Source organism: Klebsiella sp. GW_Kp182, assembly GCF_040062275.1.
In the GTDB taxonomy this organism is placed as follows: domain Bacteria; phylum Pseudomonadota; class Gammaproteobacteria; order Enterobacterales; family Enterobacteriaceae; genus Klebsiella; species Klebsiella michiganensis.
This window is the reverse complement of sequence record NZ_JBEAFQ010000062.1, coordinates 1-13600: the sequence shown is the minus strand read 5'-3', so window position 1 is coordinate 13600 and position 13600 is coordinate 1. Positions and strand designations below refer to the sequence as shown.

Genomic DNA, 13600 nt, shown 5'->3' with positions numbered 1-13600 from the left:
GAATGCACTATATCCAGCAACCGCAGGCGATTGAGGCGAAAAGCTTCGACATTATTGGCGACATTATTGCGCAGACCCGCCCGGACTACCGCTTTGCCAGCCCGCTGCACGAAGCCATTATCAAGCGGGTAATCCACACCACCGCTGATTTTGACTGGCTGGATATCCTGTGGTTTTCGCCCGACGTGCTTCCGCGCTTGAGCGCCGCCCTGAGCCAGCCTTGCACGCTTTATACCGATACCACCATGGCCCTGTCCGGGATCAATAAAACCCTGCTGGCGAAATTCGGCGGCGAGTGCCGCTGCTATATCAGCGATCCGCGGGTGGTGGCGGAGGCCAAAGCGCAGGGGATGACCCGCTCGATGGCGGCGGTTGATATCGCGGTCGCCGAAGAGGGCGAGAAGGTGTTTGTTTTCGGCAATGCGCCCACCGCGCTGTTTCGTCTGCTGGAGCATGACGTCGCGGTCAACGGCGTGATTGGCGTGCCGGTCGGTTTCGTCGGCGCGGCGGAGTCGAAAGAGGCCCTGACGCAGAGCGGCCTGCCGGGCATCGCCGCGCTGGGTCGTAAAGGCGGCAGCAACGTCGCCGCCGCCATCGTCAACGCCATTTTGTACCACTTACAGGGGGCGCGATGAGCGAGCAATCCTTTGACGCCCCGGTATGGCACAACGGCAAGGCGCTGCGCAAAGGCTATACCACCGGATCCTGCGCCACGGCGGCAGCAAAGGTCGCGGCGCTGATGGTGATGCGTCAGCATCTGATTCATCAGGTCTCCATTGTCACCCCTTCCGGCGTCACCCTGTGCCTTAACGTCGAGTCGCCGCACGTTGAAGGGCAGCAGGCGATCGCTGCCATCCGTAAAGACGGCGGCGATGACGTTGACGCCACCCACGGGATGCTGATTTTCGCCCGCGTGACGCTCGACGATTCCGGCGAGATTACCCTGCGCGGCGGCGAAGGCGTCGGCACGGTCACCCGCAAAGGGATCGGCCTGCCCATCGGCAGCCCGGCGATTAACCGCACCCCGCGCCACACCATCGAGTCGGCGGTGCGCGAGGCGATTGGCCCGTCGCGCGGGGCGACGGTAGAGATTTTCGCCCCGGAAGGCGAGGCGCGGGCGCAGAAAACCTATAACTCGCGGCTGGGGATCCTGGGCGGCATCTCGATTATCGGCACCACCGGTATCGTGACGCCGATGTCGGAGGAGAGCTGGAAGCGTTCACTGTCGCTGGAGCTGGAAATTAAGCGCGCGGCGGGGCTGGAGCGGGTGGTGCTGGTGCCGGGCAACCACGGCGAGCGCTTTGTACGCGAGCAGATGGGCATTGATGCGCAGGTGGTGGTCACCATGAGCAACTTCGTCGGCTACATGATTGAAGAGGCCGTGCGCCTGGGGTTCCGCCAGATCGTGCTGATTGGCCATCCCGGCAAGCTGATTAAAGTCGCCGCCGGGATCTTCCACACCCACAGCCATATCGCCGATGCGCGGATGGAAACCCTGGTCGCGCATCTGGCGCTGCTGGGCGCGCCGCTGACGCTGCTGCAGCTGGTGAGCGAATGCGATACCACCGAAGCGGCGATGGAGCACATCGACGCGTACGGTTTTCAGCATATCTATCACCATCTTGCCGAACGCATCTGCCTGCGGGTGATGCAGATGCTGCGCTTTACCAAAACGCCGCCCGTCTGCGACGCCATCATGTTCTCCTTTGATAACAAGGTCCTCGGCAGCAATCGCCCGATCGCCGAGATTGCGCGGGAGATGGCATGTTAACGGTCGTCGGCATGGGCCCGTCAGGCCTGCATCTGATGACGCCGGCGGCGCGGGACGCGGTCGCCAGCGCGGACGCGCTGGTGGGCGGCAAGCGGCATTTACAGCAGTTCCCTGAGTTTGACGGCGAACGGTTTGCGCTGGGCGCCAATATTGCCGAACTGCTGGTATGGCTCGGCGAACGCGAAGCGCAGAAGGTGGTGGTGCTGGCCTCCGGCGACCCGCTGTTTTACGGCATCGGTACGCGGCTGATCGCCCACTTTGGCATCGAGCGCGTGCGCATTATCCCCGGCATCAGCGCGGTGCAGTATCTCTGCGCGAAGGCCGGTATCGATATGAACGATATCTGGCTGACCAGCAGCCACGGGCGGGACGTCTGTTTTGATGAGCTGGCTCGCCAGCGCAAGGTGGCGATGGTGACCGACGGGCGCTGCGGGCCGCGGGAAATCGCCGCCCAGCTGGCGGCGCGGGGTAAAGGGTATCGCTGGATGGTGATTGGCGAAAATCTGGCGATGGATAACGAGCGGATCCGCTGGCTACCGGTCAGTGAGGTCGACGGCGAATATGAGATGAACGCGGTGGTGATCCTCGATGAAAGATGAGCTTTTTCTGCGCGGCGAGAAGGTGCCGATGACCAAAGAGGCGGTTCGCGCGCTGGCGCTGGCCAAACTTGAGCTACACCGGGCAAGCCACCTGATTGATATCGGCGCCGGTACCGGCAGCGTGTCGATTGAGGCGGCGCTGCAGTACCCCTCGCTGCAGGTAACGGCGGTCGAACGCAATCCCGCGGCCCTGCAGCTGCTGGACGAAAACCGCCAGCATTTCGCCTGCGGCAACATTGAGATCCTGCCCGGCGAAGCGCCGATGGTGATCACCGAGCGGGCCGACGCCATTTTTATGGGCGGCAGCGGCGGCCGCCTCGACGAACTGATTGACTGGTCGTGGCAGCAGCTCTACCCCGGCGGTCGTCTGGTGATGACCTTTATCCTGCAGGAGAACCTGAACGCCGCTCTCGACTATCTGCGGCAGCGGGGGATTACGCAGATTGATTGCCTGCAGCTGAACGTTTCATCGCTGACCGCGCTGGGCAGCGGCCACTATTTCAAACCGAATAATCCCGTTTTTGTTATCGCCTGTCAGAAGGAAGAAAACCATGGCTGAGACATTTGACCCCCGTTGTGTGTGGTTCGTTGGCGCAGGGCCGGGCGACCGTGAGCTGATTACCCTCAAGGGGTACCGTTTGCTCCAGCAGGCCCAGGTGGTGATCTACGCCGGGTCGCTGATTAACACCGAGCTGCTGGAGTACTGTCCGCCCGGCGCCGAGTGTCACGACAGCGCCGAACTGCATCTGGCGCAAATTCTCGACCTGATGGAAGCCGGCGTTAAAGCCGGGAAAACGGTGGTGCGTTTACAGACCGGGGACGTGTCGCTGTACGGCTCGGTCCGCGAGCAGGGCGAAGAGCTGACCAAACGCGGCATCGACTGGCAGGTGGTGCCGGGCGTCAGCGCGTTTCTGGGCGCCGCGGCGGAGCTTGGCGTCGAATACACCGTCCCGGAAGTCTCCCAGAGCCTGATTATTACCCGCCTCGAAGGGCGCACGCCGGTGCCGGAGCGCGAGCAGCTTGAGTCGTTTGCCAGCCACCAGACCTCGATGGCGATTTACCTTTCCGTACAGCGCATTCACCGGGTGGCGGAGCGCCTGATGGAAGGCGGCTACCCGGCAACCACGCCGGTGGCGGTGATCTACAAAGCGACCTGGCCGGAAAGCCAGACCGTACGCGGTACCCTGGCGGATATCGGCGACAAGGTGCGCGAGGCGGGGATCCGCAAAACGGCGCTCATTCTGGTCGGGAATTTCCTGGGCTCTGAGTATCACTACTCAAAACTCTACGCGGCGGACTTTAGCCATGAATACCGTAAAGCCTGAATCAATCGCGCTTTTCTGCCTGACCCCTGGCGGCGTGCGGCTGGCGAAACGGCTGGCGGCGATGCTGCCGTTAACCTGCTTTACCAGCGAGAAGCTGCTGGAAGAGGGGTTTCTCCCCTTTGAAAACGGTTTTGCCAGCGCCGCGCGCGAGGCCTTCAGCAGCTATTCGGCGCTGATTTTCATCGGCGCCACCGGGATCGCGGTACGCGTGCTGGCCCCGCTGGTGAATGACAAGTTCAGCGACCCGGCGGTGGTAGTGATTGACGAGCGCGGCCAGCACGTTATTAGCCTGCTTTCCGGCCACGCGGGGGGCGCGAATGCCCTCAGCCGCTATCTGGCCGGGATGCTCGGCGCCGACCCGGTGATCACCACCGCCACCGACGTCAACGAGATGGCGGCGCTGGATACCCTGGCATTCCAGCTTAATGCCCGGATGAGCGATTTCCGCGCGGCGGTGAAAACCGTCAACCAGATGCTGGTCAGCCAGCAGCGCGTCGGCCTGTGGTGGGACGACGAGCTGGATGAAGACGTCAGCCGCTGCGACCGGCGGGGATTTATCACCGTGACCGATCTGCACCAGCTTCCCGAGCTGGACGCGCTGGTCTGCGTCACGCTGCGCAACGAGCTGCCGGCCATCGCCGTGCCGCACTGGAAGCTGGTGCCGCAGCGGGTGGTCGCCGGAATTGGCTGCCGTCGCGATACGCCATTCCCGCTGTTAGCAGCGCTGCTGGCGCGCCAGCTTGAGGCGCAGCGCCTGGATCCGCTGGCGCTGAAAGCCATCGGCAGCGTGACGCTGAAGAAGCACGAGCAGGGGCTGATTCAGCTGGCCTCCTGCTGTCGCGTACCGTTCGAAACCTTTCCCGCTGATGCGCTGCGCGAGCATGAGCACCATTTCCCCGCTTCATCGTTCGTCAGAAAAACCGTCGGCGTGGGGAGCGTATCCGGCCCGGCGGCCTGGCTGCTGAGCCATGGGCAACTGTTGGGCGAAACCCTGCGCGAACAGGGCGTCACTATCACTTTGGGAGTTTCACACTGATGTTAAGCGTAATCGGAATCGGCCCTGGCTCGCAGTCCATGATGACCATGGAAGCCATTGAAGCGCTGCAAGCGGCGGAAATCGTCGTTGGCTATAAAACCTACACGCACCTGGTGAAAGCCTTTACCGGCGATAAGCAGGTGATCAAAACCGGGATGTGCAAAGAGATTGAGCGCTGCCAGGCGGCGATTGAGCTGGCGCAGGCCGGGCATAACGTGGCGCTGATCAGCAGCGGCGACGCCGGTATTTACGGCATGGCCGGACTGGTGCTTGAGCTGGTCAGCAAGCAGAAGCTGGATGTGGAAGTCCGCCTGATCCCGGGGATGACCGCCAGCATCGCCGCCGCCTCGCTGCTGGGCGCGCCGCTGATGCACGACTTCTGCCATATCAGCCTCAGCGACCTGCTGACACCGTGGCCGGTGATTGAAAAGCGTATTGTCGCCGCCGGGGAAGCCGACTTCGTGATCTGTTTTTACAATCCGCGCAGCCGCGGCCGCGAGGGCCATCTGGCGCGCGCCTTTGAGCTGCTGTCGGCCAGCAAAAGCGCGCAGACTCCGGTGGGGGTCGTGAAGTCCGCCGGACGTAAAAAACAGGAGAAATGGCTGACCACCCTGGGGGAGATGGATTTTGCACCGGTCGATATGACCAGCCTGGTGATCGTTGGCAACAAAGCGACGTATATCCAGGATGGCCTGATGATCACCCCGCGAGGCTACGTGCTGTGAGCCACGGCGAGGTGCTGGTGATGGGCGGAACCAGCGACGCGCGGGCGCTGTGCCAGCAGCTTGACGCGGCGCAGGTTAAATACACCCTGTCGGTGGCGACGCCCACCGGCCAGCAGCTGGCGGGAGACATTCGCGGCCAGGTGCGCTGCGGGCGTCTCGAGCTGGAGGAGATGATCGCCTGGCTGAAGGCTAACCGGACCCGCTGGGTGATCGATGCTTCGCACCCCTACGCCGAAGCGGTGAGCCGCAATATCGTCCGGGCCTGCGAAACCGCCGGCGTGCTGCTGAGCCGCTATCAGCGCCCTGAACAGCTGAGCGGCCTGACGCATCCGCTGCTCTATACCGTGGAGAGCATTGAACAGGCCTGCGAGGTGGCGCGGCGCTTCGGCCAGCGCGTGCTGCTCACCACCGGAAGCAAAGATCTGGCGCGCTGGCGGGCGGGATTAGGCGAAAAAACGCTGCTGGCCCGGGTGTTGCCGGTCGCCGATGTCATCGCCCAGTGCGCCGGACTGGGGTTCGGCGTTGGCGAGATCTTCGCCCTGTGCGGGCCGTTCAGCGCCGAGTTCAACGCCGCTTTCTACCGCCAGTGCCGGGCCGATGTGGTGATCACTAAGGCCTCCGGCGCCGAAGGCGGCTATCAGGAAAAAGTACAACCCTGTCTGGATGCCGGTATCCCCTGCATCGTGATTACGCGCCCGGCACCGCTGGTGACCGGTGAAGAATTACTGGAAAGTCAGGCTGCCTTTGCCCGGCGCTTAGCGCGCTGGCTGGCCGCTGCTTAAGGAGTCCGAAATGAAAAAAGCGCTTCTGGTGGTCAGTTTTGGCACCAGCTATCCCGACACCTGTGAAAAGAATATCGTCGCCTGCGAGCGCGAGCTGGCGGCCAGCTGCCCGGACCGCGACACCTTTCGCGCCTTCACCTCCGGGATGATTATCCGCAAGCTCAAGCAGCGCGACGGTATCGAGATTGATACGCCGCTGCAGGCGTTGCAGAAGCTGGCCGAGCAGGGCTACCAGGATGTGGCGATTCAGTCGCTGCACATTATCAACGGCGATGAATATGAAAAGATCGTCCGTGAAGTGCAAAGCCTGCGCCCGCTGTTCCTCCGCCTGACGCTGGGGGCGCCGCTGCTGAGCAGCCATAATGATTATGTCCAGCTGATGCAGGCGCTGCGCCAGCAGATGCCGCCGATTGCCGCCGATGAAACGGTGGTCTTTATGGGCCACGGCGCCAGCCATCACGCTTTCGCCGCCTACGCCTGTCTGGACCATATGATGACGGCGAAGGGGTTTCCGGCGCGGGTCGGCGCGGTCGAGAGCTATCCGGAAGTCGATATTCTTATCGACAGCCTGCGCCGGCAGGGGGTGAAGGGCGTGCACCTGATGCCGCTGATGCTGGTGGCCGGCGATCACGCCATTAACGATATGGCCTCGGACGAAGAGGACTCCTGGAAAACGCTGTTCAACGCCGCCGGTATCACGGCGACGCCGTGGCTGAACGGGCTGGGAGAGAATCCGGCGGTGCGCGCAATGTTCGTCGCTCACCTGCAGCAGGCGCTGAGCCTGGCGATGGAGGAGGCGGCATGAGCGGCAAACTGTATGCCCTGAGTACCGGCCCTGGCGCCGCTGACCTGATCACCGTGCGCGCGGCGCGGGTGCTGGGCAAGCTGGACATTCTCTACGCGCCCGCCGGACGTAAAGGCGGCGACAGCCTCGCGCTCTCCATCGTGCGGGAGTATATCGGCGAACGGACCGAAGTGCGCTGCTGCCATTTCCCGATGAGCGCCGACAGCGCGGAAAAAGAGGCGGTATGGGATGAGGTCGCCGCCGCGCTGGTGCAGGAAGTGGAGGCGGGCAAGCAGGTCGGGTTTATTACCCTCGGCGACGCCATGCTGTTCAGCACCTGGGTGTTCTTACTCCAGCGTATCGGCAGCCCGGAGTGGCTGGAGATTGTTCCCGGCGTCACCTCTTTCGCCGCCATTGCCGCGCGTTCAAAAACGCCGCTGGCCATGGAGCAGCAGTCGCTGGCGGTGATCTCCTGCACCGCGCCGGAAACGGAAATCGAGCAGGCGCTGCGCCAGCATGAAAGCCTGGTGCTGATGAAAGTGTACGGGCGGTTTCCCCGCATCAAAGCGCTGCTGGCGAAAAACGGTCTGCTGGATGCCGCGCTGATGATGTCCGAAGCCACGCTGCCGGGCGAGCAGTGCTGGCGCCATCTCCGTGATGTCAGCGACGACCAGCCGCTGCCCTATTTCTCGACCATTCTGGTCAATAAACAGTGGGAGTATGCAGAATGAAACTTGAACAACAGCTAAAACAGCTGTCTTTCAGCGGGTTAGCTGCGGCGCTATTGCTGATAGTGGTACCCGAAAAGGCTTTCGCGATGCACATTATGGAGGGGTTTTTACCGCCGATGTGGGCCCTGGCATGGTGGCTGCTGTTTTTACCCTGCCTGTGGTACGGGCTGGTGCGCCTGCGCCGCATTGTGCAGGAAGATAACAACCAGAAGGTGCTGCTGGCGCTGTGCGGGGCGTTTATTTTTGTCCTCTCGGCGCTGAAAATTCCTTCCGTGACCGGTAGCTGTTCGCACCCGACCGGCGTCGGCCTGGCGGTGATTCTCTTCGGGCCTGGCGTGGTGGCGATCCTTGGCGCCATCGTGCTGCTGTTCCAGGCGCTGCTGCTGGCGCACGGTGGGCTGACGACGCTCGGCGCGAACGGGATGTCGATGGCGGTCATCGGGCCGGTGGTCGGCTATATGGTGTGGAAAATGGCCTGCCGCGCGGGCATTCGCCGCGATGTCGGGGTGTTTCTCTGCGCGATGCTGGCGGATCTGGTGACCTACTTTGTCACCTCCGTACAGCTCGGCGTGGCCTTCCCGGATCCGACCGCCGGCGCGACCGGATCGATCGTCAAGTTTATGGGGATCTTCTGCCTGACCCAGATCCCGATCGCCATTGCTGAAGGACTGTTAACCGTCATGATCTACGACCAGTTGACCAAACGTCAGCTGATTACCGCACAGGGGCATTAACATGAAAAAGACGCTGATATTGTTAGCCATGGTGGTGGCGCTGGTGATCCTGCCGTTCTTTGTCGATCACGGCGGCGAGTTTGGCGGTTCGGACGGCGAGGCGGAGAGCCAGATTCAGGTGGTCGCGCCGCATTATGAGCCGTGGTTCCAGCCGCTGTACGAACCGGCGAGTGGAGAAATTGAGAGCCTGCTGTTTACGCTCCAGGGCTCCCTCGGCGCGGCGGTGATTTTCTATATTCTGGGCTACAGCAAAGGCAGACAGCGCCGTGATGACCGGGTTTGACCGACTTAGCTATCAGAGCCGCTGGTTTCACGTCGCGCCGGAGCGCAAGTTCCTGTTCTGGCTGCTGCTGATGGTGCTGGCCTTTACCCTGCCTCCGCTGGGGCAGGGTATCGAAATGGCGCTGATTGCCGCCTTAACCTGCTGGCTGCTGCGGGTCTCGCCGTGGCGCTGGTGCCGCTGGATGGCGCTGCCGTTTGGCTTCCTGCTGATCGGCGTGCTGACCATTCTGTTTAGCGTCAGCCGCAATCCGCAGGATCTGCTGGTGAGCCTGCCGCTGGGCAGCGTCTGGCTGGGCATTACGTCGGAGGGGCTGACGACCGCCAATCAGACCTTCTGGCGCAGCCTGGCGGCGCTGGCGTCCACCTTCTGGCTGGTGCTGAATCTGCCGTTCCCGCAGCTTATTGTGCTGCTCAAGCGCGGGCGGGTGCCGCGGCTGCTGACCGAGCAAATCCTGCTAACCTGGCGCTTTATTTTTATTCTGTTAGACGAAGCGCTGGCGATTCATCGTGCGCAAACATTACGTTTTGGCTACCGTAGCGTGCCGAAGGGCTATCGTTCGCTGGCGATGCTGGTAGGGCTGCTGTTTACCCGGGTGATGATCCGCTACCAGCAGATGAGCACCACGCTGGATATCAAACTGTATCAGGGTGACTTTCACCTCTAAGGATAAGTATGCTTGCCACGACCGATCTCTGGTTTCGCTATCAGGACGAGCCGGTGCTGAAGGGGCTGACGCTGGATTTTTCCCATCACGCGGTGACCGGACTGGTGGGGGCGAACGGCTGCGGAAAATCCACGCTGTTTATGAACCTGAGCGGTCTGCTGCGCCCGCAGAGCGGGGCGGTGCTGTGGCAGGGAAAACCGCTGGACTACAGCAAACGCGGCCTGCTGGCGCTGCGTCAGCAGGTGGCGACCGTTTTCCAGGACCCGGACCAGCAGATTTTCTATACCGATATCGACAGCGATATCGCCTTTAGCCTGCGTAACCTGGGGGTTGCGGAAGAGGAAATTGCCCGCCGGGTGGACGATGCCCTGACTCTCGTCGATGCCCAGGGGTTTCGTCACCAGCCGATTCAGTGCCTGAGCCACGGGCAGAAAAAGCGCGTGGCGATAGCCGGCGCGCTGGTGCTGCAGGCGCGCTATTTACTGCTCGACGAGCCGACGGCGGGGCTCGATCCCTCGGGGCGCGCGCAGATGATCGACATCATTAAGCGCATTGCCGATCGGGGCAACCACGTGGCGATCTCCAGCCACGACATCGATCTGATCTATGAAATCAGCGATGCGGTTTACGTGTTACGCCGCGGCGAAGTGCTGGCGCACGGCGAACCCGGGGAGGTGTTTGCCCGCAGCGAACTGATGGCCCAGGCCGGGCTAACCCAGCCGTGGCTGGTGAAACTGCACGCGCAGCTCGGGCTGCCGCTGTGTAAAACCGAAGAAGAATTTTTTACGCGGATGCGAAGCAACGCGATGAAGGAGGCGTCATGACGCTGGCAATTATGTTACAGGGCACCGCTTCCGACGTCGGCAAAAGCGTGCTGGTCGCGGGGCTGTGCCGCATCTTTTATCAGGACGGGCAGCGCACCGCGCCGTTTAAATCGCAGAATATGGCGCTTAATTCCGGTATCACGCCGGATGGCAAAGAGATGGGCCGCGCGCAGATTTTCCAGGCCGAAGCGGCGGGCATTACCCCGGATGTGCGCATGAACCCGGTGCTGCTTAAGCCAACCAGCGACCGCAAAGCGCAGGTGGTGCTGATGGGCAAAGTGGCGACCGATATGGACGCGGTGAGCTATCACGAATACAAGCCGCGCCTGCGGGAACAGATCCTCGCGGTTTATAACAGCCTGGCCGCCGAACATGATGTGCTGGTGCTGGAAGGGGCGGGCAGTCCGGCGGAGATCAATCTGCGCGATCGCGACATCGTCAATATGGGCATGGCCGAGATGGCCCAGTGCCCGGTGATCCTCGTGGCGGATATCGATCGCGGCGGCGTATTCGCCTCCATCTACGGCACGCTCGCGCTGCTGCATGACCGCGAACGTGCGCGGGTCAAAGGGGTGATTATCAATAAATTTCGCGGCGACGTGGCGCTGCTGTATTCCGGGATCGAGCAGATAGAAGCGCTCACCGGCGTCCCGGTGCTCGGCGTCATGCCGTGGCTGGACGTCGATCTTGAAGATGAGGACGGCGTCGCGCTGCAAAAAGGGAAATATCTGCGTACCGACAGGCGTGATATTGAGATTGCCGTGATACAGGTGCCGCACATCGCCAATTTTACCGATTTCAACGCGCTGGCGGCGCAGCCGGACGTCCGCGTCCGCTATGTTCGCCAGCCCCAGGAGCTGGCGGGCGTGGATATGATTATCCTGCCGGGCAGTAAAAATACGCTCGGCGACCTGGGCTGGCTGCGCGAGAGCGGCATGGCGCACGCGGTACTGCAGGCCCGGCGTCAGGGCGTACCGGTGCTGGGGATCTGCGGCGGCTATCAGATGCTCGGCGAAACCATAATCGATGAGGTGGAGTCGGGGCTTGGCACCCAGCCGGGGCTGGGGTTGCTCAATACCGTCACCCACTTTGCGCACAGCAAAACGACCACCCAGGTAACGGCGACTCTGGCTCCGGCGCTGCCGGCGTGGCTGGCGGCAACGGCGGGGCTGGCGGTAAGCGGCTACGAAATTCATATGGGCGAAACCGAGCTGCGCGACGGCTGCCGTTCTCTGATGCAATTACATAAAGGCGGCCTGAGCGTGGCGGACGGCGCGGTCAGCGATGACGGCCTGGCGTTTGGCACCTATCTGCACGGCCTGTTCGATAGCGATGCATTTACCCGCGCGCTGGTTAACGGCCTGCGCCAGCGTAAAGGGCTGGCGGCGCTGGATAGCGATTTCGAGTATGCGCAGTATAAATCTCGCCAGTTCGATCTGCTGGCGGACGCGATGCGTCAGCATATTGATATTGAAAAAATCTACGCCATCATGCGCCAACATCAGGAGCCCGTATGCTGACTTTAGTCACCGGCGGGGCGCGCAGCGGTAAAAGCCGCCATGCCGAAGCGCTGATCGCCCATGCGCCGCAGGTACTCTATATCGCCACCTCGCAGATCTTTGATGACGAGATGGCGGCGAGGATCCAGCACCACCGCGACGGCAGGCCCGCGCACTGGCGCACCGCCGAGCGCTGGCAGCAGCTTGATGAACTGATCACCCCGGATATCGCCCCGGAGGAGGCGATTTTGCTGGAATGTATCACCACCATGGTAACCAACCTGCTGTTTGCGCTGGGGGGCGACAGCGCGCCGGACGACTGGGATTATGCGGCGATGGAGCGGGCGATCGACGCCGAAATCGCGGTACTGATTGCCGCCTGCCAGCGCTGCCCGGCCCGCGTGGTGCTGGTGACCAACGAAGTGGGGATGGGGATTGTGCCGGAAAACCGTCTGGCCCGCCATTTCCGCGATATCGCCGGACGCGTTAACCAGCGCCTTGCTGCGGCGGCGGACGAGGTGTGGCTGGTGGTGTCGGGCATTGGCGTAAAAATCAAATAGGCCAGGCGCGCCGTACCGGGCGTTATTCTTCCTGCTGGCTCTGCCATGAGCCAGCCAACAAGACGAGAACCTCTATGCAAAGCTTAACCTCTCTACTGGGCGCGATCCCGGCGCCTGATGAAAGCGCGATGGCGCGCGCCCGGCTTCATATCGACGGCCTGCTGAAGCCGCCCGGAAGCCTTGGACGCCTTGAAGATCTTGCCGTACAGCTGGCGGGCATGCCCGGTCTTGACGGCGTGCCGCAGGTGAAAAAGAAGGCGCTGCTGGTGATGTGCGCCGACCACGGCGTGTGGGACGAAGGGGTCGCCATCTCGCCGAAAGCGGTGACCGCCATCCAGGCGGCGAATATGACGCTGGGTAAAACCGGCGTTTGCGTGCTGGCGGCGCAGGCGGGCGCGAAAATGCACGTGATTGATGTCGGGATCGATGCCGAGCTGATACCGGGCGTTATCAACATGCGCGTGGCGCGCGGCTGCGGCAATATCGCCGTCGGTCCGGCAATGCGCCGCGGCCAGGCGGAAGAGCTGCTGCTGGAGGTGATGCGCTATACCCGAGGGCTGGCGAAGGATGGCGTCACGCTGTTTGGCGTCGGGGAGCTCGGAATGGCCAATACCACCCCGGCGGCGGCGATTGTCAGCGTTCTGACCGGCAGCGATGCCCAGGAGGTGGTCGGGATTGGCGCTAATCTGCCGTTGGCGAAGGTCGCTAATAAAGTGGAAGTGGTGCGCCGGGCTATCGCCGTCAACCGGCCTGACCCGAACGATGGTCTCGACGTGCTGGCGAAAGTGGGCGGTTTTGATTTATTGGGGATGACGGGCGTGATGCTGGGCGCGGCCTCCTGCGGCCTGCCGGTGCTGCTCGATGGTTTCCTCTCCTACGCGGCGGCGCTGGCGGCGTGCCGAATTGCGCCGGAAGTGAAACCCTATCTGATCCCGTCCCACTATTCGGCGGAGAAGGGGGCGCGTACGGCGCTGATGCATCTCGAGCTGGAACCCTACCTCAACATGGGGATGCGCCTGGGCGAAGGCAGCGGCGCGGCGCTGGCGATGCCGATCGTGGAAGCGGCCTGCGCGATGTATCACGAGATGGGCATGCTGGCGGCGAGCAATATTGTGTTGCCGAAGGGCTGAAAAAGGGCCGGGGAGCGGCGCTGCGCCGTTCCCTGAATCAGGTATAAGATTTTGCGAATCGCAGATACAAAAAAACACCCTTGAGGGTGTTTATGATGTTGGTTGCGGGGGCCGGATTTGAACCGACGACCTTCGGGTTATGAGCCCGACGAG

The 13600-nt window shown here is 62.4% G+C and carries 17 protein-coding genes; all 17 read left to right on the top strand.

The window, feature by feature from the left end; genetic code table 11:
* Window positions 1-2: 2 nt before the first annotated feature.
* Entirely contained in the window at window positions 3-635 is a 633-nt protein-coding gene (locus ABLU88_RS25155) for a cobalt-precorrin-8 methylmutase (protein ID WP_004133657.1), read from the top strand.
* A complete protein-coding gene (cbiD, locus tag ABLU88_RS25150; RefSeq protein WP_348838361.1) occupies window positions 632-1771 on the top strand; it encodes a cobalt-precorrin-5B (C(1))-methyltransferase CbiD in 1140 nt (379 codons plus the stop codon). The genes ABLU88_RS25155 and cbiD overlap by 4 nt, the downstream gene beginning before the upstream one ends.
* Window positions 1765-2370 (top strand): cobalt-precorrin-7 (C(5))-methyltransferase, encoded by a 606-nt coding sequence (locus tag ABLU88_RS25145; protein ID WP_025107434.1) that lies wholly within the window; start codon window positions 1765-1767, stop codon window positions 2368-2370. Before cbiD ends, ABLU88_RS25145 begins: the two co-directional genes overlap by 7 nt.
* Window positions 2360-2929, top strand: coding sequence for a decarboxylating cobalt-precorrin-6B (C(15))-methyltransferase (locus ABLU88_RS25140; protein ID WP_025107435.1), 570 nt, complete (start codon window positions 2360-2362; stop codon window positions 2927-2929). The genes ABLU88_RS25145 and ABLU88_RS25140 overlap by 11 nt, the downstream gene beginning before the upstream one ends.
* The gene (locus ABLU88_RS25135; RefSeq protein ID WP_064358539.1) at window positions 2922-3695 is read left to right on the top strand and encodes a cobalt-precorrin-4 methyltransferase; all 774 of its coding nucleotides are present in this window, start codon (window positions 2922-2924) and stop codon (window positions 3693-3695) included. Before ABLU88_RS25140 ends, ABLU88_RS25135 begins: the two co-directional genes overlap by 8 nt.
* Window positions 3676-4731 (top strand): cobalt-precorrin 5A hydrolase, encoded by a 1056-nt coding sequence (gene cbiG, locus ABLU88_RS25130; RefSeq protein WP_014226630.1) that lies wholly within the window; start codon window positions 3676-3678, stop codon window positions 4729-4731. Before ABLU88_RS25135 ends, cbiG begins: the two co-directional genes overlap by 20 nt.
* A complete protein-coding gene (locus ABLU88_RS25125) occupies window positions 4731-5456 on the top strand; it encodes a precorrin-3B C(17)-methyltransferase (protein ID WP_004105101.1) in 726 nt (241 codons plus the stop codon). The genes cbiG and ABLU88_RS25125 overlap by 1 nt, the downstream gene beginning before the upstream one ends.
* On the top strand, window positions 5453-6238 hold the full coding sequence (locus ABLU88_RS25120; RefSeq protein WP_025107437.1) for a cobalt-precorrin-6A reductase: 786 nt from the start codon (window positions 5453-5455) through the stop codon (window positions 6236-6238). Before ABLU88_RS25125 ends, ABLU88_RS25120 begins: the two co-directional genes overlap by 4 nt.
* A gap of 10 nt (window positions 6239-6248) precedes the next feature.
* Complete coding sequence (locus ABLU88_RS25115) at window positions 6249-7043, top strand: sirohydrochlorin cobaltochelatase (protein ID WP_025107438.1); 795 nt, start codon at window positions 6249-6251, stop codon at window positions 7041-7043.
* A complete protein-coding gene (locus tag ABLU88_RS25110; protein ID WP_032751062.1) occupies window positions 7040-7753 on the top strand; it encodes a cobalt-factor II C(20)-methyltransferase in 714 nt (237 codons plus the stop codon). Before ABLU88_RS25115 ends, ABLU88_RS25110 begins: the two co-directional genes overlap by 4 nt.
* A complete protein-coding gene (gene cbiM, locus ABLU88_RS25105) occupies window positions 7750-8487 on the top strand; it encodes a cobalt ECF transporter S component CbiM (RefSeq protein WP_004124457.1) in 738 nt (245 codons plus the stop codon). Before ABLU88_RS25110 ends, cbiM begins: the two co-directional genes overlap by 4 nt.
* Before the next feature lies 1 nt (window position 8488).
* Window positions 8489-8770: an energy-coupling factor ABC transporter substrate-binding protein gene (locus ABLU88_RS25100; RefSeq protein WP_004133685.1), complete on the top strand. Its 282-nt coding sequence runs from the start codon at window positions 8489-8491 to the stop codon at window positions 8768-8770.
* Window positions 8757-9434 (top strand): energy-coupling factor ABC transporter transmembrane protein, encoded by a 678-nt coding sequence (locus ABLU88_RS25095; protein WP_014839396.1) that lies wholly within the window; start codon window positions 8757-8759, stop codon window positions 9432-9434. Before ABLU88_RS25100 ends, ABLU88_RS25095 begins: the two co-directional genes overlap by 14 nt.
* Window positions 9435-9442: 8 nt before the next feature.
* Window positions 9443-10258, top strand: a complete 816-nt coding sequence (locus ABLU88_RS25090; protein WP_004105088.1) for an energy-coupling factor ABC transporter ATP-binding protein — start codon at window positions 9443-9445, stop codon at window positions 10256-10258.
* Window positions 10255-11778 (top strand): cobyric acid synthase, encoded by a 1524-nt coding sequence (locus tag ABLU88_RS25085; RefSeq protein ID WP_064378224.1) that lies wholly within the window; start codon window positions 10255-10257, stop codon window positions 11776-11778. The genes ABLU88_RS25090 and ABLU88_RS25085 overlap by 4 nt, the downstream gene beginning before the upstream one ends.
* Window positions 11772-12317: a bifunctional adenosylcobinamide kinase/adenosylcobinamide-phosphate guanylyltransferase gene (gene cobU / locus ABLU88_RS25080; RefSeq protein ID WP_004853703.1), complete on the top strand. Its 546-nt coding sequence runs from the start codon at window positions 11772-11774 to the stop codon at window positions 12315-12317. The genes ABLU88_RS25085 and cobU overlap by 7 nt, the downstream gene beginning before the upstream one ends.
* A 74-nt stretch (window positions 12318-12391) precedes the next feature.
* Window positions 12392-13447, top strand: a complete 1056-nt coding sequence (gene cobT / locus ABLU88_RS25075; protein ID WP_148849906.1) for a nicotinate-nucleotide--dimethylbenzimidazole phosphoribosyltransferase — start codon at window positions 12392-12394, stop codon at window positions 13445-13447.
* The last annotated feature ends 153 nt before the right edge of the window (window positions 13448-13600 follow it).

What these genes read in the sequence shown, in the direction of transcription:
- ABLU88_RS25155 (WP_004133657.1), top strand. Translation starts at nt 3, where the DNA reads ATGCACTATATCCAGCAACCGCAGGCGATTGAGGCGAAAAGCTTCGAC.
- ABLU88_RS25135 (WP_064358539.1), top strand. Translation starts at nt 2,922, where the DNA reads ATGGCTGAGACATTTGACCCCCGTTGTGTGTGGTTCGTTGGCGCAGGG.
- cbiM (WP_004124457.1), top strand. Translation starts at nt 7,750, where the DNA reads ATGAAACTTGAACAACAGCTAAAACAGCTGTCTTTCAGCGGGTTAGCT.
- ABLU88_RS25140 (WP_025107435.1), top strand. Translation starts at nt 2,360, where the DNA reads ATGAAAGATGAGCTTTTTCTGCGCGGCGAGAAGGTGCCGATGACCAAA.
- cbiD (WP_348838361.1), top strand. Translation starts at nt 632, where the DNA reads ATGAGCGAGCAATCCTTTGACGCCCCGGTATGGCACAACGGCAAGGCG.
- cobT (WP_148849906.1), top strand. Translation starts at nt 12,392, where the DNA reads ATGCAAAGCTTAACCTCTCTACTGGGCGCGATCCCGGCGCCTGATGAA.
- ABLU88_RS25145 (WP_025107434.1), top strand. Translation starts at nt 1,765, where the DNA reads ATGTTAACGGTCGTCGGCATGGGCCCGTCAGGCCTGCATCTGATGACG.
- ABLU88_RS25085 (WP_064378224.1), top strand. Translation starts at nt 10,255, where the DNA reads ATGACGCTGGCAATTATGTTACAGGGCACCGCTTCCGACGTCGGCAAA.
- cobU (WP_004853703.1), top strand. Translation starts at nt 11,772, where the DNA reads ATGCTGACTTTAGTCACCGGCGGGGCGCGCAGCGGTAAAAGCCGCCAT.
- ABLU88_RS25115 (WP_025107438.1), top strand. Translation starts at nt 6,249, where the DNA reads ATGAAAAAAGCGCTTCTGGTGGTCAGTTTTGGCACCAGCTATCCCGAC.
- ABLU88_RS25125 (WP_004105101.1), top strand. Translation starts at nt 4,731, where the DNA reads ATGTTAAGCGTAATCGGAATCGGCCCTGGCTCGCAGTCCATGATGACC.
- ABLU88_RS25095 (WP_014839396.1), top strand. Translation starts at nt 8,757, where the DNA reads ATGACCGGGTTTGACCGACTTAGCTATCAGAGCCGCTGGTTTCACGTC.
- ABLU88_RS25110 (WP_032751062.1), top strand. Translation starts at nt 7,040, where the DNA reads ATGAGCGGCAAACTGTATGCCCTGAGTACCGGCCCTGGCGCCGCTGAC.
- ABLU88_RS25090 (WP_004105088.1), top strand. Translation starts at nt 9,443, where the DNA reads ATGCTTGCCACGACCGATCTCTGGTTTCGCTATCAGGACGAGCCGGTG.
- cbiG (WP_014226630.1), top strand. Translation starts at nt 3,676, where the DNA reads ATGAATACCGTAAAGCCTGAATCAATCGCGCTTTTCTGCCTGACCCCT.
- ABLU88_RS25100 (WP_004133685.1), top strand. Translation starts at nt 8,489, where the DNA reads ATGAAAAAGACGCTGATATTGTTAGCCATGGTGGTGGCGCTGGTGATC.